15 protein-coding genes are annotated in these 18,570 nt (G+C 74.1%); all 15 read left to right on the top strand.

Annotation, left to right across the window (positions count from 1 at the left end):
- Positions 1 to 2 precede the first annotated feature (2 nt).
- Genes ABZY31_RS07610 through ABZY31_RS07540 form a run of 15 tightly spaced genes read left to right on the top strand, consistent with a single transcriptional unit; the run spans position 3 to position 18,566 of the window.
- Positions 3 to 2,207: a bi-domain-containing oxidoreductase gene (locus ABZY31_RS07610; protein WP_356405855.1), complete on the top strand. Its 2,205-nt coding sequence runs from the start codon at positions 3 to 5 to the stop codon at positions 2,205 to 2,207.
- Positions 2,204 to 4,189 (top strand): alginate lyase family protein, encoded by a 1,986-nt coding sequence (locus tag ABZY31_RS07605; protein ID WP_356405853.1) that lies wholly within the window; start codon positions 2,204 to 2,206, stop codon positions 4,187 to 4,189. Before ABZY31_RS07610 ends, ABZY31_RS07605 begins: the two co-directional genes overlap by 4 nt.
- 12 nt (positions 4,190 to 4,201) lie before the next feature.
- Positions 4,202 to 5,719, top strand: coding sequence for a right-handed parallel beta-helix repeat-containing protein (locus ABZY31_RS07600; RefSeq protein ID WP_356405994.1), 1,518 nt, complete (start codon positions 4,202 to 4,204; stop codon positions 5,717 to 5,719).
- Between the two features lies 1 nt (position 5,720).
- On the top strand, positions 5,721 to 6,941 hold the full coding sequence (locus ABZY31_RS07595) for an O-antigen ligase domain-containing protein (RefSeq protein WP_356405851.1): 1,221 nt from the start codon (positions 5,721 to 5,723) through the stop codon (positions 6,939 to 6,941).
- A gap of 2 nt (positions 6,942 to 6,943) precedes the next feature.
- Positions 6,944 to 8,215, top strand: a complete 1,272-nt coding sequence (locus tag ABZY31_RS07590; protein ID WP_356405849.1) for a glycosyltransferase — start codon at positions 6,944 to 6,946, stop codon at positions 8,213 to 8,215.
- On the top strand, positions 8,216 to 9,451 hold the full coding sequence (locus tag ABZY31_RS07585; protein ID WP_356405847.1) for a class I SAM-dependent methyltransferase: 1,236 nt from the start codon (positions 8,216 to 8,218) through the stop codon (positions 9,449 to 9,451).
- Positions 9,448 to 10,266, top strand: coding sequence for a glucose-1-phosphate cytidylyltransferase (locus ABZY31_RS07580; RefSeq protein WP_356405845.1), 819 nt, complete (start codon positions 9,448 to 9,450; stop codon positions 10,264 to 10,266). The genes ABZY31_RS07585 and ABZY31_RS07580 overlap by 4 nt, the downstream gene beginning before the upstream one ends.
- Complete coding sequence (locus tag ABZY31_RS07575) at positions 10,263 to 10,910, top strand: PIG-L deacetylase family protein (RefSeq protein WP_356405844.1); 648 nt, start codon at positions 10,263 to 10,265, stop codon at positions 10,908 to 10,910. Before ABZY31_RS07580 ends, ABZY31_RS07575 begins: the two co-directional genes overlap by 4 nt.
- A 2-nt stretch (positions 10,911 to 10,912) precedes the next feature.
- Entirely contained in the window at positions 10,913 to 11,938 is a 1,026-nt protein-coding gene (locus ABZY31_RS07570) for an SDR family oxidoreductase (protein WP_356405992.1), read from the top strand.
- Positions 11,926 to 13,209, top strand: coding sequence for a DUF4910 domain-containing protein (locus ABZY31_RS07565; RefSeq protein WP_356405842.1), 1,284 nt, complete (start codon positions 11,926 to 11,928; stop codon positions 13,207 to 13,209). Before ABZY31_RS07570 ends, ABZY31_RS07565 begins: the two co-directional genes overlap by 13 nt.
- Positions 13,206 to 14,504 (top strand): hypothetical protein, encoded by a 1,299-nt coding sequence (locus tag ABZY31_RS07560; protein WP_356405840.1) that lies wholly within the window; start codon positions 13,206 to 13,208, stop codon positions 14,502 to 14,504. The genes ABZY31_RS07565 and ABZY31_RS07560 overlap by 4 nt, the downstream gene beginning before the upstream one ends.
- Positions 14,501 to 15,448, top strand: a complete 948-nt coding sequence (locus ABZY31_RS07555; RefSeq protein WP_356405839.1) for a glycosyltransferase family 2 protein — start codon at positions 14,501 to 14,503, stop codon at positions 15,446 to 15,448. Before ABZY31_RS07560 ends, ABZY31_RS07555 begins: the two co-directional genes overlap by 4 nt.
- Complete coding sequence (locus ABZY31_RS07550; protein ID WP_356405837.1) at positions 15,445 to 16,689, top strand: polysaccharide pyruvyl transferase family protein; 1,245 nt, start codon at positions 15,445 to 15,447, stop codon at positions 16,687 to 16,689. Before ABZY31_RS07555 ends, ABZY31_RS07550 begins: the two co-directional genes overlap by 4 nt.
- Positions 16,686 to 17,237 (top strand): dTDP-4-dehydrorhamnose 3,5-epimerase, encoded by a 552-nt coding sequence (gene rfbC, locus ABZY31_RS07545; protein WP_356405835.1) that lies wholly within the window; start codon positions 16,686 to 16,688, stop codon positions 17,235 to 17,237. Before ABZY31_RS07550 ends, rfbC begins: the two co-directional genes overlap by 4 nt.
- A gap of 6 nt (positions 17,238 to 17,243) precedes the next feature.
- On the top strand, positions 17,244 to 18,566 hold the full coding sequence (locus ABZY31_RS07540; protein ID WP_356405833.1) for a glutamate-1-semialdehyde 2,1-aminomutase: 1,323 nt from the start codon (positions 17,244 to 17,246) through the stop codon (positions 18,564 to 18,566).
- The last annotated feature ends 4 nt before the right edge of the window (positions 18,567 to 18,570 follow it).

Here is an 18,570-nt window from a genome sequence, read left to right as displayed (position 1 = left end):
TGGTGAAACAGGTTGTGCAGAACTACAAGAGTGGCGAGCTGGCCCTGCTCGACGTCCCGGTGCCGGGGTGCAAACCGGGCGGCGTGCTGGTCAGGACCGTCTATTCGCTGATCTCCACCGGGACCGAGCTGATGAAGGTGTCCGAGGCGGGCCTGTCGATGGTGGGCAAGGCCCGCTCCCGCCCGGACCAGGTGGCCAAGGTCGTGCAGAGCGCGGCGACCAACGGGATCCCGGCCACCTACCGCAAGGTGATGGGCAAGCTGGACTCGTACACGCCGCTGGGCTACTCGCTGTGCGGGGTGGTCGAGCAGGTGGGCACCGGCATCGACGACGTGGTGGTCGGCGACCTCGTCGCCTGCGCGGGCAACGAGCACGCGCTGCACGCCGAGCTGAACTGGGTCCCGAAGAACCTCTACTCCCGGTTGCCCGAGGGCCTCGCGCCGCGGCACGCGGCCTTCGGCACCGTCGGATCGATCGCGTTGCAGGGCGTGCGACGCGGTGAGTCCCAGCTCGGCGACGTGGCGCTGGTCATCGGCCTCGGCCTGATCGGGCAGCTGGTGGCGCAGCTGCTGATCGCCTCGGGGGTCCGCGTCGTCGGAGCCGACCCCGACCCGGCGCGCTGCGCGCTGGCCGAGCGCCTGGGCGCGGCGGCCTGCGGCGATCCCTCGTCCCCGGCCCTGGAGAGCGCCGTCGCCGAGCTCACCGGCGGCCACGGCGTGGACCAGGTGTACCTGGCCGCGGGCGGCGGCAGCAACCAGCCCGTGGAGCTGGCCGCCCGGCTCTGCCGGGACCGGGGGCGGGTCGTCGACATCGGCAAGTGCCGCCTGGACCTGCCGTGGAACGCGTACTACGAGAAGGAGCTCGACGTCCGGTTCTCCCGCTCCTACGGCCCCGGGCGCTACGACCCGGAGTACGAGCTGGAGGGGCGGGACTACCCGATCGGCTACGTGCGCTGGACCGAGCGCCGCAACCTGGCGTGCTTCCTGGACCTCGTCGCCCGCGGCCGGGTCGACGTGGAGCCGCTCGTCTCGCACGTCGCCGACTTCGACGACGCCGTGCAGACGTACAAGCGCCTGAAGGAGGGCGACTTGAAGGCGGTGGCCGTGCTGTTCCGCTACCCCGGCGCCGCCGACGGCGCGCCGCGGGCCGCCGCCCCGTCCGTGGCCGTGCCCGCGGTCCGCCGCGGCGGCGCGGCGTCCGCCCCGGCCGGGTCCGGCGGGGCGCCGGTGCGGATCGCCTTCGTCGGCGCGGGCAACTACGCGACGTCGATGCTGCTGCCGCACCTGGCGGGCCGCGAGGGGGTCCACCTGTCCACGGTGGTCACCACGACGGCGCTGTCCGCGGCGAACGCGCAGCGGAAGTTCGGCTTCGCCGAGGCGACCACCGATCTGGACGCGGTGCTCGGCGACACCGGCGTCGACGCGGTGTTCGTCGCCACCCGGCACAGCTCGCACGCCGAGCTGACCCGCAAGGCGCTGCTGGCCGGGAAGGCGGTCTTCGTGGAGAAGCCGCTGGCCCTGACCGAGGACGAGCTGTCGGGGGTGCTCGCCGCGGTGGAGGAGTCCGGCAACGACCGGCTCCAAGTGGGCTTCAACCGGCGGTTCGCACCGCTGCTGCGGGAGGCCGGGAAGCGCTTCGGCGCCCACACCGGTCCGGCGAGCCTGCGCTACCTGGTCAACGCGGGCCGGCTCCAGCACGGCAGCTGGTACCTGCAACAGGGCACCGAGGGCTCGCGGTTCGCCGGTGAGGGCGGGCACTTCATCGACACGGCGAGCTGGCTGCTCGGGGCCGACCCGGTCTCGGTGTACGCGGTCGCCCCGGCCGGGAACGAGGACCTCCAGGTCGTGCTGCGCTACCCGGACGGCTCCACCGCCGCCATCAGCTACGTCACGAACGGCTCGGCCGGCTTCCCCAAGGAGACGCTGGACCTGGTCGCGGACGGCAAGGTGCTGCGGCTCGACGACTTCGTGCGGGCCTCGGTGTACGCGGACGGCGCGGCGCGCCGCGGACGGTGGGTCAGTTCCCGGCTGCCCCAGGCCCGGGACAAGGGCCAGTCCGCCGAACTGGCCGCCTTCGTACGGGCCGTGCGGACCGGCGGCCCGATGCCCGTACCGCTGGAGTCGCTGGCCGCCACCACGGCCGCCACCCTCGCCGTGCAGGCGTCCCTGGCCGGCGGCGTGCCGGTGGCCCTGACGAGGACGCGATGACCACGAGCGCGGGCTGGTACCTGCGGCGGCTCTCCCGGATGGGGCCGCGCGAGGTCGGCGGCCGGGTGGGCGACACCGTGCGCAGGCGGCGCTGGCGGTCCGCGCTGCCGCAGCGGCCGGTCGTCACCGGCGCCCGGTTCACCGCGGTACTGCCGGCCGGGACGCTCGACGCTACGGCGCCGGACGCCGTCAAACGCCTCCTCGCCGAGGCGGACCGGCTGATGGCCGGGCACGCCGAGTACTTCGGGGTGGAGCGCGACGACCTGGTCGATCCGGACTGGTGCCGCGACCCGAGGACCGGGCGCCGGGCGCCGTGGGCCTACGCCTTCGACGTGCCCTACCGCGACGAGGACGCGGTCGGGGACATCAAGCAGATCTGGGAGCCGTCCCGGCACCAGTGCCTCACGGTGCTCGCCGCGGCCTACGCGGTCACCGGGGACGAGCGGTACGCCGAGCGGGTGGCGGCGCACCTGCGGAGCTGGTGGGCGGCCAACGCGCCGCTGCGCGGGGTGCACTGGATCAGCGGCATCGAGCTGGGGATCCGGCTCCTGTCCTGGGTGTGGATCCGCCGGCTGCTGGACGGCTGGCCGGGTGCGGCGGGCCTGTTCGAGGGCAATCCGGTGGCGCTGGACCAGATCTGGCACCACCAGCGCTGGCTGGCCGCCTTCCCCAGCCGGGGTTCCTCGGCCAACAACCACGTCATCGCCGAGGCGGCCGGGCAGCTCGCCGCGGCCTGCGCCTTCGGGTGGTTCCCCTCCTCGGAGCGCTGGCGGGGCGAGGCGCTGCGCTCGCTGGAGCGGCACCTGCGGAGCAACACCTTCGTCTCCGGGCTCAACCGCGAGCTGGCCACCGAGTACCACGGACTGGTCCTGGAACTGGGCCTGGCCGCGGTGGCCGAGGCGGACGCCGCCGGGGTGGCGGTCCCCGCCACCGTGCGGCTGGTGCTGCTGCGGATGACCGACGCGCTGGCGGCCGTCGTGGACGGGCGGCTGCGGCCCCCGCGCCAGGGCGACGCGGACGACGGGCACGGTCTGGTCGTCGACGGCGCCGGCACCGACCGCTGGGGTTCGCTGCTGGCCACCGGGGAGGCCGTCTTCGGCCGGCTGGACTGGTGGCCGGAGGTGACCGGGAGCGATGTGCGCACGCCGCTGCTGGCCGCGCTCGTCCGGCGCGGCGCACCGGCCGCGGCCCGCCCCGCGAGCCGGCCGGCGCACTTCGCCGACGCGGGGATGACCATCCTGCGCGGTCCGGCGGAGATCTGGTGCCGCTGCGACGGCGGCCCGCACGGGTTCCTGTCCATCGCCGCGCACGCCCACGCGGACGCCCTGTCCGTGGAGGTCCGGCACGACGGGGTGGACGTGCTCGCCGACCCGGGGACGTTCTGCTACCACGGGCAGCCCGCCTGGCGGCGCTACTTCCGCTCCACGCTGGGCCACAACACCCTGGAGTGGGACGGCGCCGACCAGTCCGTCTCCGGCGGCCCGTTCCTGTGGACCCGGCACGCCCGCAGCCGCGTCCTGGTCGCGGACGCGTCCGGCTCCGGGGGCGTGGCCCGCTGGTCCGCCGAGCACGACGGCTACGGGCCCGCGGTGCACCGCCGCCGGGTGGAGCTGAGCGCCGAGCGCCGGGAACTGCGGGTGATCGACGAGGTGCGCGGCGCGCGCGGCGCGGTCCGCCTGGCCTTCCACCTCGGCCCGGCGGTCACCGCGGAGCTGCGGGGGAACCGCGCCGAGCTCACCTGGACCCGGGACGGCGAGGACCGCTCCGCGGTGCTCGACCTGCCCGGCGCGCTGGAGTGGCGGGCGCACCGCGGCGAGAGCGACCCGCCCCTGGGCTGGTACTCCGCAGGGTTCGGCCGCAAGGAACCCAGCACCACGCTCGTCGGCACCGGCACCGGAACAGTGCCCGGAACCGGCACCGGGTCCACCGAAGGCGGCGCGCTGCCGGGCGCGTTCACCACCGTCCTCACCTTCCGCGGCTAGGGGGGACGCGTGGTGATCACGAGGCCGCGCGGGGCGCGGGCGGCGGCGCCGCTGGCCCTGCTCCTGCTGGCGGCGACGGGCTGCGACGGCGGGGCGGACGCCCCGGCGAAGCCGTCCGCCCCGCCGGCCGCGTCCGTGGCCCGGGTGTGCGCCGGGCCCGCGGCCGGCCCGGCGCAAGCGCCGGCGGGGGCGGTGACGGTCGACCCCGCGGTGGTCAACGACCTGGCGGCGAAGACCAGGACCAGTCCCCCGCACACCACGTTCTGGCTCCGGCCCGGGACGCACCGGCTCGAAGCGGACCGGTACGCCCAGGTCATCCCGAAGGAGGGGAACAGCTACATCGGCGCGCCGGGTGCGGTGCTCGACGGCGCGAAGACCAACCAGTACGCCTTCGGCGGCGGCGCCCGCGACGTCACCCTGCGCTCCCTGACCGTCCAGGGGTTCGTCGCGCCGCAGAACGAGGGCGTGGTCAACCACGACTCGGCGGACGGGTGGGTGATCGAGCACGCGACGATCCAGAACAACTCCGGCGCCGGGCTGATGGCCGGTGCCCGCCAGCGGGTCAGCGCGAGCTGCCTGCGCGGCAACGGGCAGTACGGCCTGAACGCGTACAAGGGCGGCGGCGCCCTCGGCGGCCTGGTGATCGAGGGCAACGAGATCGTGGCCAACAACGCCGACGACTGGGAGCGGCGCCAGCCGGGCTGCGGCTGCACCGGGGGCGTCAAGTTCTGGGCGGTCAACGGCGCCGACGTACGCGGCAACTGGGTGCACGACAACCGCGGACCCGGGCTGTGGGCGGACACCAACAACAACGACTTCCGCATCGAGAACAACCTGCTGGAGGGCAACGACGGTGCGGCGCTCATCTACGAGACCAGCTACAACGCGGTCATCCGGAGGAACACCATCCGGCGCAACAACTGGGTCGAGGGCCGCGGGAAGGCCGACGAGGGCGACACCTTCCCCTACGCGACCGTCTACCTCTCCGAGTCCGGCGGCGAGCCGCGGATCCCGGCCCGCACGGACAAGATCGAGGTCGACCAGAACGTGCTGGAGGACAACTGGTCCGGGATCACCCTGTGGGAGAACGCCGACCGGTTCTGCAACAGCCCGGCCAACACCTCGTCCGGCGACTGCACCCTGCTGGTGAAGGACCACGAGCGCTGCGCGCAGCCGATGATCGCCGCCGCACCGCTCTACGCCGACTGCCGGTGGAAGACCCAGCGGGTGGACATCCACGGCAACCGCTTCGTGCTGGACCCCTCCGTCGTGGGGTGCACGGCGAAGTGCGGCCGCATGGCGGTGCTGGCCAACTACGGCACCTTCCCGGACTGGTCGCCGTACAAGGGCGAACCGGTGGCCGAGGCGATCACCGGGAAGCAGGAGAACCGCTGGCACGACAACGTCTACCTCGGGCCGTGGAGCTTCGTCGCGCACGACCCGAGCCGCGAACTCGACGCCGGGCAGTGGCAGGCCGCGCCCTACCAGCAGGACGCGGGCAGCACCTTCCGGCCCCGGGCGGGTGGTTGAGATGCGCACGCCGAAGACCGTCGGGATCGTCTGGGGACTGCTGATCCTCAACACGCTGGGCTCCGCCGGGGCGAAGACCATCGTCCCGCTGCCGCGCTCCCTCATCCAGATGGTCACCATGGGCTCGCTGGTCGCCGCGTTCGCGCTGGCGCTCGTCATCAACCTCCGGCTGCGCGTGCGGGCCAGCGCCTTCCTCTTCCTGCTGACCCTGCTGCTGGTGCCGAGCGTGATCTCCAGCGCGCACCTGGAGTCGGGGTTCGGCGCCCTGTTCCGCTGCACCCGGCTGGCCCTCTTCGTGGGCACGCTGTGGCTGCTCAGCCGCTGGTGGGACGGCGGCCCGTCCTTCGTCCGGCACCACATCCGGATGTACTTCGCGGTGCTCGCCTCGGTCGCCGCGGGTCTGCTCGTCTCCCCCGGCGCGGCCCTGCCCGACCTCTACGGCGGCCGGCTGGTCGGCGCGCTGTGGCCGCTGACCCCGCCGCAGATCGGGCAGTACGCCGCGGTGATCATCGGGCTGACCGTGCTGCTCGTCCTCGACGGGCGGGCCGGGGGGCGGGACGCTGCGCTGGTCATCGTGCCCTCGCTCGTGCTGCTCGCGCTGACCCACACCCGCACGGCCACGCTCGGCCTCCTCGTCGGGCTGGTGCTGGCGATCGGCTCGCTGGTCCTGACCAGCGCCGCCGCCCGGCGGTTCTTCACCTGGGCGCTGCTGTGCTCCGCCGTGGTCGGGGTGGGGTTCAACTCCGCGCTCCAGGCGTGGTTCCTGCGCGGGCAGAGCCAGGAGAACTTCTCCAACCTCACCGGCCGGGCCAAGGTCTGGGACGCCCTCCTGGCGGCCCCCCGGACGATGTCGGAGCAGTTGTTCGGCACGGGCCTGGGCGACAAGTCGTTCGGCGGGCTGCCCATCGACAACAGCTGGCTGGCCGTCTACAACGAGCAGGGCGTGACCGGCGTCGCCGTCGTGGCGTGCGTCTTCATCGTGCTGGGCGGCGTCGCGCTGCTGCGCCCGCCGTCCCTGCAACGGGCCTGTGCGCTCTTCCTGGTCAGCTACTGCGCGATCGCCTCCTACACCGAGGCCGGGCTGGGCGACGCCTCGCCGTACCTGCTGCACCTGACCGTGGCCGCCTCGCTGCTGGCGGTGCCCGACGCCGCTTCCTCCGAGGCGCCCGGCACGCCCCGCCGCCGCGTCCCGCACGGCGCCCGCACACCGGAGGTGACCTGAGCATGCACGTCCTCGTGGTGCACAACCGCTACGCCTCGGCGCAGCCGAGCGGCGAGAACAAGGTCGTCGACCAGGAGGTGGAGCTGTTGCGCGCGGCGGGCCACCGGGTCGGCGTGTTCGAGCGGCGCAGCGACGACATCGCGGCCCTCCCCCTGCGCGCCAAGGCCGCCCTGCCGGTCCTCGTGCCGTGGAACCCGGCGGTCCGCGCGGAGCTGGCCGCCCGGCTGCGCGCCGAGCGGCCGGACGTGGTGCACGTCCACAACGTCTTCCCGCTGCTGTCACCGGCGGTGCTGGCCGCCTGCGCCGACACGGGGGTGCCCGTCGTCGCCACGCTGCACAACTACACGCAGGTCTGCCCGCCCGGCACGCTCCAGCGGGCCGGCCGGCCGTGCGCCGAGTGCGTCGGGGGCTCCCCGCTGCCCGCCGTGCGGCACGGCTGCTACCGCGGCTCGCGGCTCGCGACGGTACCGCTGGCGGTCAGCCTGTCGGTCAACCGCCGCCGGTGGTGGTCGGGCGTGGACCGGTTCTTCTGCATCTCGGCGGCGCAGCGCGACGTGCTGAGCGGGGCCGGCATGCCGACCGAGCGGCTGGCCGTGAAGCACAACTTCGTTCCCGACCCGGGCGTTCGCCGGGCGGGGGCGGGCGAGCACCTCCTCTACCTCGGCCGCCTCGCGGAGGCCAAGGGCGTGCGGCTGCTGATGGCCGCGTGGGACGAACTCGCCGCCGGTGGCGGTGTGGGCGTCCCGCTCGTGATCGCCGGTACGGGGCCGCTGGAGGGAGAGGTGGGCGCCTGGGCGGCGGGCCGGGACGACGTGCGCTGCGTCGGTCTGTACGACCCGGACCAGTGCCGGGAGGCCGTCGCGCGGGCGGTCGCCGTGGTGGCGCCGTCCACCTGGCTGGAGGCATTCGGCCTGGTGGTCGTGGAGGCGATGGCGGCGGGGGTCCCGGCCGTCGCCGCCGGTCACGGCGCCTTCGTGGAACTCGTCGAGGACGGGGTGAGCGGTCTGCTGCACCGGCCGGGCGACTCCGCCTCGCTCGCGGCCTGCGTGCGCCGGATCACGGCGGAGCGGGCCGTCAACCGGGAGATGGGCAGGGCGGCCCGGCGCCGGTACGAGCAGGGCTTCAGCCCGGCGGTCGGTCTGGAGCGCCTGGTGGAGGGGTACCGCACCGCGATCGCGGTGCGGTCCGGCGGTGCGGACGCCGCGCCGCCGGTGGGACACGACGAAAGCTGGCTCGCGCGGGTCACCCGCGCGGGCAGGAATGGGGGCAGTTAGATGACACGATGCCGACTCTGCGGCTCGGCCGCGCTGGAGAGCGTCGTCGATCTGGGGGCGACACCGCCGTGCGAGAGCTTCCTCGCCGCGGACGAACTGGACCGGCCCGAGCCGACGTACCCGCTGCACCTGCGGGTCTGCACCGACTGCTGGCTCGCGCAGATCCCGCCGCTGATCACGCCGGAGGAGACGTTCACGCAGTACGCGTACTTCTCCTCCTACTCCACCTCCTGGGTGGAGCACGCGCGCACGTTCGTCACCGGCGCCGTCGAGCGCCTCTCGCTGGGCGCCGACGCCTTCGTGGTCGAGGTGGCGAGCAACGACGGGTACCTGCTGCGGCACCTGGTGGACCGGGGGATCCGCTGCCTCGGCGTCGAGCCGTCGGTGAACGTCGGCGCGGCGGCGCGGGAGGCGGGCGTGCCCACGCTCACCGCCTTCCTGGACCCGGACACCGGCGCGGCCGTCCGGGCCGAACACGGCCCGGCGGACCTGGTCGTGGCGAACAACGTGTACGCGCACATCCCCGACGTGATCGGCTTCACCCGCGGGCTGCGCTCCCTGGTCGCCGACGACGGCTGGGTCTCCATCGAGGTGCAGCACCTGCTGACCCTGATCGAGGAGAACCAGTACGACACGATCTACCACGAGCACTTCCAGTACTACACGGTCGCCTCAGCGATCCGGGCGCTGGCGAGCGGCGGACTCGCCCTCGTGGACGTCGAGCTGCTGCCCACGCACGGCGGTTCCATCCGGCTGTGGGCGCGGCCGGCCGAGGCGGCCGGGGAGCCGAGCCGCCGGGTCGCCGAGGTGCTGGACCGCGAGAAGGCGGCCGGGCTGCGGGAGCTGTCCGGGTACACGCAGTTCTCCGCCCGGGTGGCCACGGTGCGCCGCAACCTGCTGCGGTTCCTGATCGAGGCGGCCGAGCGCGGTGAGACGGTCGTCGGCTACGGCGCCCCGGGCAAGGGGAACACCCTGCTCAACCACTGCGGCATCCGGCCCGACCTGCTCCCCTACACGGTCGACCGCAACCCGTACAAGCACGGCAGGTTCACCCCGGGCACCCGCATCCCGATCCTGGCGCCCGAGCGGATCGCCGCCGACCGGCCCGACTACGTGCTCGTCCTCCCCTGGAACCTGCGGGACGAGCTGGTCGAGCAGTTGTCCTTCGTGCACGACTGGGGCGGCCGCCTGGTCTTCCCGGTACCGGAACTGAGCATCGTGGAGGTCACGCCGTGAAGGTCGTCCTGTTCTGCGGCGGTTACGGGCTGCGCATGCGCAGCGGCACCTCCGACGACGTGCCCAAGCCGATGGCGATGGTCGGCCCCCGGCCGCTGATCTGGCACGTCATGCGCTACTACGCGTACTTCGGGCACACGGAGTTCATCCTGTGCCTCGGGTACGGGGCTCACCACATCAAGGACTTCTTCCTCAACTACGAGGAGACCACGTCCAACGACTTCGTCCTGCGCGGCGGGCGCACCGAGCTGCTGTCCACCGACATCTCCTCCTGGACGATCACCTTCGTGCAGACCGGCATCGAGTCGCCGATCGGCGAGCGGCTGCGCCGGGTGCGCCAGCACCTGGAGGGGGACGAGATGTTCCTCGCCAACTACGCGGACGTGCTGACCGACGCCCCACTGCCGCAGATGATCGACTCCTTCTCCCGGCGCGACGCCGGCGCGTCGATGATGGTGGTGCCGCCGCAGTCCTCGTTCCACTGCGTGGAGCTCGGCGAGGACGGCCTGGTGGGGGGCATCACCGCGGTGAGCGACATGCCGCTGTGGGAGAACGGCGGCTACTTCGTGCTCCGCCAGGAGGTCTTCGACCACATACCCGAGAACGGGGACCTGGTCGCGGACGGGTGCGCCCAACTGGCCAAACAAGGGCGGCTGGTGGCGCACCAGCACCGCGGCTTCTGGAAACCGACCGACACCGTGAAGGAGCGGGCGGCGCTGGACGCCGCCTACGCCCAGGGCGACCGGCCGTGGGCCGTGTGGGAGCGGGACGCCGCGCGGGCGGGCGCGGCCGGCGCCGGGACGGGGACCGCGTGATACGGCTCGGGGCCGGGCCCCTGGACCGGATCGTCGCGGTGGGGGCGCACTGCGACGACATCGCCATCGGCGCCGGCGGCACGCTGCTGACCCTGTGCCTCGCGCGGCCGGGCGTCCGCGTCGACGCGCTGGTGCTCTCCGGTGGCGGCGGCGACCGGGAGGACGAGGAGCGGGCCGCGCTCGCCGCCTTCTGCCCGGGCGCCGACCTGCGCCTGACCGTGCTCAAGCTGCCGGACGGACGGCTGCCCGCGCACTGGGAGGAGGCCAAGGCCGCCGTCGAGGAGCTGCGCGGGCGGACGGAGCCGGACCTGGTCCTCGCCCCGCGCACCGAGGACGCGCACCAGGACCACCGCGGTGTGGCGGAGCTGATGACCACCGCGTTCCGCGATCACCTCGTGCTCGGCTACGAGATCGTCAAGTGGGACGGCGACCTCGGCCGCCCGACGGCCTACCAGCCGCTGTCGCCGGAGGTCGCCGAACGCAAGGTCGGGCTGCTCCAGGAGCACTACCCCTCGCAACGGCACCGGCCCTGGTACGACCGGGAGGCCTTCCTCGGCCTCGCCCGCATCCGCGGCATCGAATGCCACGCGCGCTACGCCGAGGCGTACGCCGTCGCCAAACTCACTCTCGATCTGGGGGCATGACCTTGCGCGTACTACTGACCGGACACCAGGGCTACCTGGGCACCGTGATGGCCCCGGTGCTCGCGGACGCCGGGCACGAGGTCGTCGGTCTCGACGCCGGCCTGTTCGCGGACTGCGTCCTCGGGCCGCCGCCCGCGGACCCGCGCGGGCACCGGGTTGACCTGCGCGACGTCACGGCCGAGCACGTGGCGGGGGTGGACGCGGTGATCCACCTGGCCGCGCTGTCCAACGACCCGCTGGGATCCCTCGCGCCCGACCTCACCTACGACATCAACCACCACGCCTCCGTACGGCTGGCCCGCCTCGCCCGCGAGGCCGGGGTGCGGCGCTTCCTGTACGCCTCGACCTGCTCGGTGTACGGCGCCGCCGGGGGCGACGACCTGGTCGCCGAGGACGCCCCGCTGCGCCCGGTCACTCCGTACGCGGTGTCCAAGGTGCGGGTGGAGGACGACCTGCACGAGCTGGCCGACGGGGACTTCACCCCCGTGTACATGCGCAACGCCACCGCCTTCGGCTACTCGCCCCGGCTGCGCGCCGACATCGTGCTGAACAACCTGGTGGGCCACGCGCTCCTGTCCGGCGAGGTGCTGGTGCTCTCCGACGGCACCCCCTGGCGCCCGCTGGTGCACGCCGGCGACATCGCACGGGCCTTCGCGGCCGCGCTCGTCGCGCCGCGGGAGGCGGTGCACGACCGGGCGTTCAACATCGGCAGCGAGGGCAACAACGTGACGGTCGCCGAGATCGCCGACCAGGTCGCGGAGGCGGTGCCCGGCGCCGGGGTGCGGATCACCGGGGAGAACGGCGCCGATCCGCGGTCCTACCGGGTGGACTTCGCCCGGTTCCGCGCCGCGGTGCCCGGCTTCGAGTGCGCGTGGTCGGTGCGCGAGGGCGCGCTCGAACTGGCCGAGGCGTACCGGAAGTTCGGTCTGACACGGGAGGACTTCGAGCGGCGCTTCACGCGGCTGGCCGTGCTGCGCGCCGCGTCGGACGCCGGAGCCGTGGACGACAGCCTGCGGTGGCGCCGGTGACCGCGGTCGGGGCGCGGATGCACGCGCTGGTGGAGCGGCTGTACCCGCTGTGCCGCAGCATCACCGGGGACGGGGTGCGCGCCACCCTGGACATCGTGGGCGAGTACCTGCCGCTGGAAGTGCACGAGGTACCGACCGGGACGCCCGTCCTGGACTGGACGGTGCCGCAGGAATGGAACGTCAGGGACGCCTACATCGCCGACGCCACGGGTCACCGGGTCGTCGACTTCGCCGCGTCCAGCCTGCACGTGCTGGGCTACAGCGTGCCGGTGTCGGCGACTATGCCGCTGGCCGAGCTGCGCGAGCACCTGTACACCCTGCCCGAGCACCCGTCCTGGGTGCCCTACCGGACCAGCTACTACACGCCGCGGTGGGGGTTCTGCCTGGCGCAGGAGACCCTGGACGCGCTGCCGGAGGGCCCGTACGAGGTGCGCGTCGACTCCACGCTCGCGGACGGCCACCTCACCTACGCCGAGCACGTGGTCCCCGGGCAGGTGGCCGACGAGGTGATCGTCTCCTGCCACGTGTGCCACCCGTCGCTGGCCAACGACAACCTGGCCGGCATCGCGGTGGCCGTCTTCCTGGCCCGCGCGCTCGCGGAGCAACGGCCCTACTACACCTACCGGTTCATCTTCGCGCCCGGCACCATCGGGGCGATCACCTGGCTGGCCCGCAACGCGGAGTCGATCGACCGGGTCAAGCACGGCCTGGTGCTGGCCTGCGCCGGCGACCGGGGCGATCTCACCTACAAGCAGAGCAGGCGCGGCGACGCGGAGATCGACCGGGTGCTGCGGCACGTACTGAGCACCTCCGAACGCCCCCACCGCATCGCCGAGTTCACACCGTACGGCTATGACGAGCGGCAGTACTGCTCCCCCGGCTTCGACCTCGGCGTGGGCTCCCTCAGCCGGACGCCCTACGCGGGCTACCCCGAGTACCACACCTCGGCGGACAACCCGGACTTCGTCTCCCCCGAGGCGATGGCGGACACCCTCGCCGTCTGCCGCGAGGCGTTCACCGTGCTCGACCGCAACCGGCGCTACGTCAACCTCAGCCCCTACGGCGAACCGCAGCTGGGCCGGCGCGGGCTGTACGAATCGCTCGGCGGGCGCAGCGACGCCCAGCAGGCCCAGATGGCCATGCTGTGGGTGCTCAGCCTCTCCGACGGCGAGCACGGCCTGCTGGAGGTCGCCGAACGGTCCGGGCTGGCGTTCGGCACCGTCGCCGCCGCGGCCGACGCCCTGTGCGCCGCCGGGTTGATCAAGGCATGACGCCGATGACCGCCGGGGGCGAGCGGGCGACGACACGGGCCGGGTCCGCCAAGCGGGCCCTGCTCGGCCGGCTGTCCTGGGGACTGGCCGACCAGGCGGCCTCCAGCATCAGCAACTTCGCGGTGGGCATCTACGTCGCCCGCTCGCTGGGGGTGACCGCCTTCGGCGTGTTCGGCCTGGCCTGGGTGACCTACGGCGTGGTGCTCAACGTCTCCCGCGGCCTGGCCACCGATCCGCTCGTGGTGCGCTTCAGCGGCGTGCCGCACGCGTCCTGGCGGGCGGCGGTGGCCCGGTCGTCGGGCACCGCGCTCGGCGTCGGCACGGCCGTCGGCGCGGCGTGCGCGGTGGCCGGGCTGGCTCTCGGCGGCCGGCTGGGCCCGGCCTTCGTCTGCCTCGGCGTGATGCTGCCGGGGCTGCTGCTCCAGGACGCCTGGCGGTTCTCGTTCTTCGCCGCCGGGGCCGGGCGCAAGGCGTTCGTCAACGACGTCGTGTGGGCCGTCGCGCTCGTCCCGGCCATGGTCCTGGCGGACCGTGCGGGCAGCGTGGGGGCCTTCGTGCTCGCCTGGGGCGCCTCCGCCACGGTGGCGGCGGCGTACGGCCTCCTCCAGTCGGGCATCCGGCCCCGGCCGGGCGGGGCCCGCGGATGGCTCCGCGAGCAGCGCGACCTGGGCTCCCGGTACCTGGTCGAGAACGTCAGCCTCAGCGGCGCGAGCCAGCTGCGGGCGTACGGCCTCGGCGCGATCGCCGGGCTCGGCGCGGTGGGTGCGGTGCGGGGCGCCGAGCTGCTGCTCGGCCCCTTCCTCGCGGTCCTGATGGGCCTCTCGCTGGTCACCGTGCCCGAGGCGGCGCGGGTGCTGCGGCGGGCCCCGCACCGGCTGGGCCGGTTCTGCCTGCTGCTGGGCGGCGGGCAGGCCGCCGCCGCGCTGCTGTGGGGCGCGGCGCTGCTGCTGGTGCCGGACCGGCTCGGCGCGTTCGTGCTGGGCGACGTCTGGCCCTCCGCCGCGCGGCTCGTCGTACCGGTCACCCTCGCCGTCGCGGGCGCCGGTCTGGGCACCGGCGCGGCGGCCGGACTGCGCGCGCTCGGCGCGGCCCGGCGCAGTCTGCGCTCCCAGCTCTTCGCCTCCGCCTGCTACGTCGGCGGCGGGCTCGGCGGGGCGGCCGTCGCCGGCACGGCCGGCTCCGCCTGGGGCGTCGCCGCCGCGACGCTCAGCGGCTCGGTCGTGTGGTGGCTCCAGTTGCGGGCCGCCCTGCGCGAGCGCCACCACCACTCCATTCCCGAAGTGAGGACCTCATGAGCGCCCATCCCAGGCTGAGCATCGGCCTGCCCGTCTACAACGGCGAGGAGTACCTGGCCGAGTCGCTCGACGCGCTCCTCGGCCAGACCTACGCGGACTTCGAGCTGGTGATCTGCGACAACGCTTCGACCGACGGCACCCGGGACATCTGCCTGAGCTACGCCGGGCGGGACCCGCGCATCCGCTACCTGCGGCTGCCCCGCAACATCGGCGCCTCACCCAACCACAACCGCGTCTTCGCCGAGTGCCGCGGCGAGCTGTTCAAGTGGGCCTCGCACGACGACCTGTACGGCCGGGACCTGCTGCGGCGCTGCGTGGAGGCGCTGGACGAACGGCCGGACGTGATCCTCGCGCACACCGACCAGGCCGTCATCGACGGCGCGGGCCGGGTGAAGGTCCCGTACGACTACACGCTGGACACCGGCTCCGCGCACGCGCCGGAGCGCTTCCGCAGCCTGCTGTTCGAGCCCGGCGGCGACGACTTCTACGGGGTGATCCGGACCGAGGTGCTGCGCCGGGTGAAACCGCTCGACAGCTACCACCACGCGGACCGCACCTTCGTTGCCGAGATCGCCCTGCACGGGCGCTTCCACCAGGTCCCGGAGCTGCTGTACTTCCGCCGCGACCACCCCACCCGCGCCGAGCGGGCGAACCCCGGCAAGCGCGCCCGCTGCGCCAACCTCGATCCGCGCCGGGCGGGCCCGCTGCACCCGACGCCGCGGCTGCTCGCCGAGTACGTCTGGGGCTTCGTCTCCGCGGTGCGGCGGGCGCCGCTGTCCGCCGCGGACCGGCGCGCGTGCCACCGGCACCTGGCCGCCTGGATGGCCAGCCGGGTGCGGCCGGGCGCGGGTGAGCGGGTGGAGGACCGTACACCGGTCGACCCGGACCGGTTCGCCGTCTCCCTCGACGCCCTCGTCGCCGGACGCTCGGGGAGGAAGGCATGAGCGCGGCGGGCGCGCCGCCGGTGCGCGTCGGGCTGTTCGGCCTGCTCGGATCCGGCAACCTCGGGAACGACGGGTCCCTGGAAGCGGTGCTCGGCTACCTCCGCGCCGACCATCCGGAGGCGGTCGTGGACGCCCTGTGCGGCGGACCGGAGAGCGTCGCGGCGCGGTACGGGATCCCCGCGACGCGGCTGCACTGGTACCGCGGGGAGTACCGGACCGCGTCGCGGGCGGGCGCGGTCGCGGGGAAGGCGGTGGGCAAGCTGGTCGACGCCGTGCGCACGGCCGCCTGGGTCCGCCGGCACGACGTGGTGATCGTGCCCGGCATGGGCGTCCTGGAGGCCACGCTGCCGCTGCGGCCGTGGGGCTTCCCGTACGCGCTGTTCCTGCTCTGCGCGTCCGGGCGGCTGTTCGGCACCCGGGTCGCGCTGGTCAGCGTCGGCGCCGCCGAGATCGGCAGCCGGCCGACCCGGGCGCTGGTCCGCTGGTCGGCGCGGCTCGCCGCCTACCGGTCGTACCGCGACGAGCCCTCCCGCGACGCGATGCGCGCGATGGGCGTGGACACCGCGCGCGACGAGGTCTACCCCGACCTCGCCTTCTCCCTGCCCTCCGGGCCGGCGAGGGAGCCCGCGGGCCCGGGGGGCCCGGTCTGCGTCGGCGTCATGGCCTTCCGCGGCGGCGACGACGACCGCGCGCGGGCCGAGGAGATCCACCGGCGCTACCTGGAGGGGACGATCCGGTTCGTCCGCGCGCTGGTCGCGGACGGCAGGCCGGTCCGGCTGCTGACCGGCGACGGGGTGGACGCGCCGGTGGTCGCCGCGATCCTCGACGCGGTGGACTCACCGCTGGTCACCGCCGCCGAGACGGCCTCGCTGGCCGACCTGATGAAGGAACTGGCGGCCGTCGACTCGGCGGTGGCCATCCGCTACCACAACCTGATCTGTGCGCTGAAGGCCGGCACGCCGACGCTCGCCGTCACCTACGCGGCGAAGAGCGGCGCGCTCATGGACCGGATGGGTCTCGGCGCGTACTGCCACCCGGCCCGCGAGGTCGACGCCGACCGGCTGCTCGAACAGTTCCGTTCGCTGGAGGAGCGGTCGGCGCAGCTGCGGCGGACCCTCGGCGAGCGCAACCTGGCCGCCGCCCGCGGCGTCCGGCAGCAGTTCACCGCCCTGAGCGCGGCCCTCTTCCCGGCCGCCGCACCCGCCCGCGCCCACGCCCACGTCATGGAGGAGGCCGAATGAAGGCGACCGAAGTCCCGGAGATCGCCGGAGCGTACCTGTTCGAACCGACGCCGTACGCCGACGAACGCGGCTTCTTCTGCCGCACCTTCGACGCCGCAGTGCTGCGCTCGGTGGGCCTCGATCCGGACGCCTTCGTCCAGGACAGCGTGTCCCGCTCGGTCCGGGGCGTACTGCGCGGCCTGCACCTGCGCGCGGGCGCCGGGGAGGCCAAGCTCGTGCGGTGCTCGTACGGCAGGGTGTTCGACGTGGTCGTGGACCTGCGGCCCGGCTCGCCGACCTACCGCAACCAGGCCCACTTCGACCTGTCCGGCGACACGCAGGCGAGCGTGTACGTCCCGGCGGGCTGCGCGCACGGCTTCCAGGCCCTGACCGACGCGGCGGACGTCTCGTACCGGATCGACCGCCCGCACGATCCGGCCGAGGACGTGACGATCGCCTTCGACGACCCCGAACTGGCCGTCCCCTGGCCGCTGGCGGCCGCGTCGGTGTCCGAGCGGGACCGCAAGGCGCCGAGCCTCGCCGAGGTCCTGCGGCGACGGGAGGGGTGACGCCGCATGGCCACTGAAGCAGAGTCCCCCCTGCCCCGGTCGCGGTCGCTGGAGGCCAACGCGCGGCTGCACGCCATGGTCCCCGGCGGCGCGCACACCTACGCCAAGGGCGACGACCAGTATCCGCAGGACATGGCGCCCGTCATCAGCCACGGCAGCGGCGCCCACGTGTGGGACGTCGACGGCAACCGCTACGTCGAGTACGGCTCCGGCCTGCGGTCGGTCAGCCTCGGCCACGCCCACCCCCGCGTGCTCGACGCGGTGCGGCGGGAACTGGAGCGCGGCGGCAGCTTCGTCCGGCCGTCCATCGTGGAGGTCGACGCCGCGGAACGCTTCCTGGCCACGGTGCCGACCGCGGAGATGGTCAAGTTCGCGAAGAACGGCTCCGACGTCACCAGCGCCGCGGTGCGCCTGGCCCGCGCCGTCACCGGGCGCCCGCGGGTGGCCGTCTGCCGCGACCAGCCGTTCTTCTCCGTCGACGACTGGTTCATCGGCACCACGCCGATGTCCGCCGGCATTCCGGCGGCGGTCACGGAACTGACCGTGACGTTCCCCTACGGGGACCTGGCCGCCGCTGAGGAGCTGCTGACCCGCTACCGGGACGAGGTCGCCTGCCTGATCGTCGAACCCGTCGGCCCGCCCGGGTACCTCGTGGGACTGCGCGAGCTGGCCGACCGGTACGGCTGCGTCCTCGTCTTCGACGAGATGATCACCGGTTTCCGCTGGTCCGAGGCGGGCGCCCAGGGCCTGTACGGCGTCGTCCCGGACCTCTCCACCTTCGGCAAGGCGCTGGGCAACGGGTTCGCCGTCGCCGCGCTGGCCGGGCGACGGGACCTGATGGAGTGGGGCGGGCTGCGCCACCGCGGCGACCGGGTGTTCCTGCTGTCCACCACGCACGGGGCGGAAACGCACGCGCTGGCCGCCGCGATGGCCGTGCAGACCCTCTACGCCGAGGAGGGCGTCACGGCGCACCTGCACGCCCTCGGCGAGCGGTTGGCCGCCGGTGTCCGGGAGGCCGCGGCCGCCATGGGCGTCGGCGACCACCTCGTCGTCCGGGGCCGGGCCAGCAACCTGGTCTTCGCCACCCTCGACGGGGACCTGCAGCCGTCACAGCCCTACCGCACCCTGTTCCTGCGCCGGCTCCTGGAGGAGGGAGTGCTGGCCCCGTCGTTCGTGGTGAGCAGCGCGCTCGACGAGGCCGACATCGACCACACGGTCGAGGTGGTGGCCCGCGCGTGCGCCGTGTACCGCAAGGCACTGGAGGCCGGCGATCCCGCGCCCTGGCTGGGCGGGCGGCCGGTGAAGCCCGTGTTCCGCCACCGGGTGTGAGGTG

This window comes from Streptomyces sp. NPDC006529 (assembly GCF_040611795.1).
Taxonomy (GTDB): domain Bacteria; phylum Actinomycetota; class Actinomycetes; order Streptomycetales; family Streptomycetaceae; genus Streptomyces.
Note: the sequence above shows the minus strand (reverse complement) of the source record. Positions and strands in the feature narration are given on the sequence as shown.

Coding starts and splice junctions, on each gene's coding strand:
- ABZY31_RS07560 (WP_356405840.1), top strand. CDS start 13,206: ATGACGCCGATGACCGCCGGGGGCGAGCGGGCGACGACACGGGCCGGG.
- ABZY31_RS07590 (WP_356405849.1), top strand. CDS start 6,944: ATGCACGTCCTCGTGGTGCACAACCGCTACGCCTCGGCGCAGCCGAGC.
- ABZY31_RS07595 (WP_356405851.1), top strand. CDS start 5,721: ATGCGCACGCCGAAGACCGTCGGGATCGTCTGGGGACTGCTGATCCTC.
- ABZY31_RS07585 (WP_356405847.1), top strand. CDS start 8,216: ATGACACGATGCCGACTCTGCGGCTCGGCCGCGCTGGAGAGCGTCGTC.
- rfbC (WP_356405835.1), top strand. CDS start 16,686: ATGAAGGCGACCGAAGTCCCGGAGATCGCCGGAGCGTACCTGTTCGAA.
- ABZY31_RS07605 (WP_356405853.1), top strand. CDS start 2,204: ATGACCACGAGCGCGGGCTGGTACCTGCGGCGGCTCTCCCGGATGGGG.
- ABZY31_RS07550 (WP_356405837.1), top strand. CDS start 15,445: ATGAGCGCGGCGGGCGCGCCGCCGGTGCGCGTCGGGCTGTTCGGCCTG.
- ABZY31_RS07540 (WP_356405833.1), top strand. CDS start 17,244: ATGGCCACTGAAGCAGAGTCCCCCCTGCCCCGGTCGCGGTCGCTGGAG.
- ABZY31_RS07555 (WP_356405839.1), top strand. CDS start 14,501: ATGAGCGCCCATCCCAGGCTGAGCATCGGCCTGCCCGTCTACAACGGC.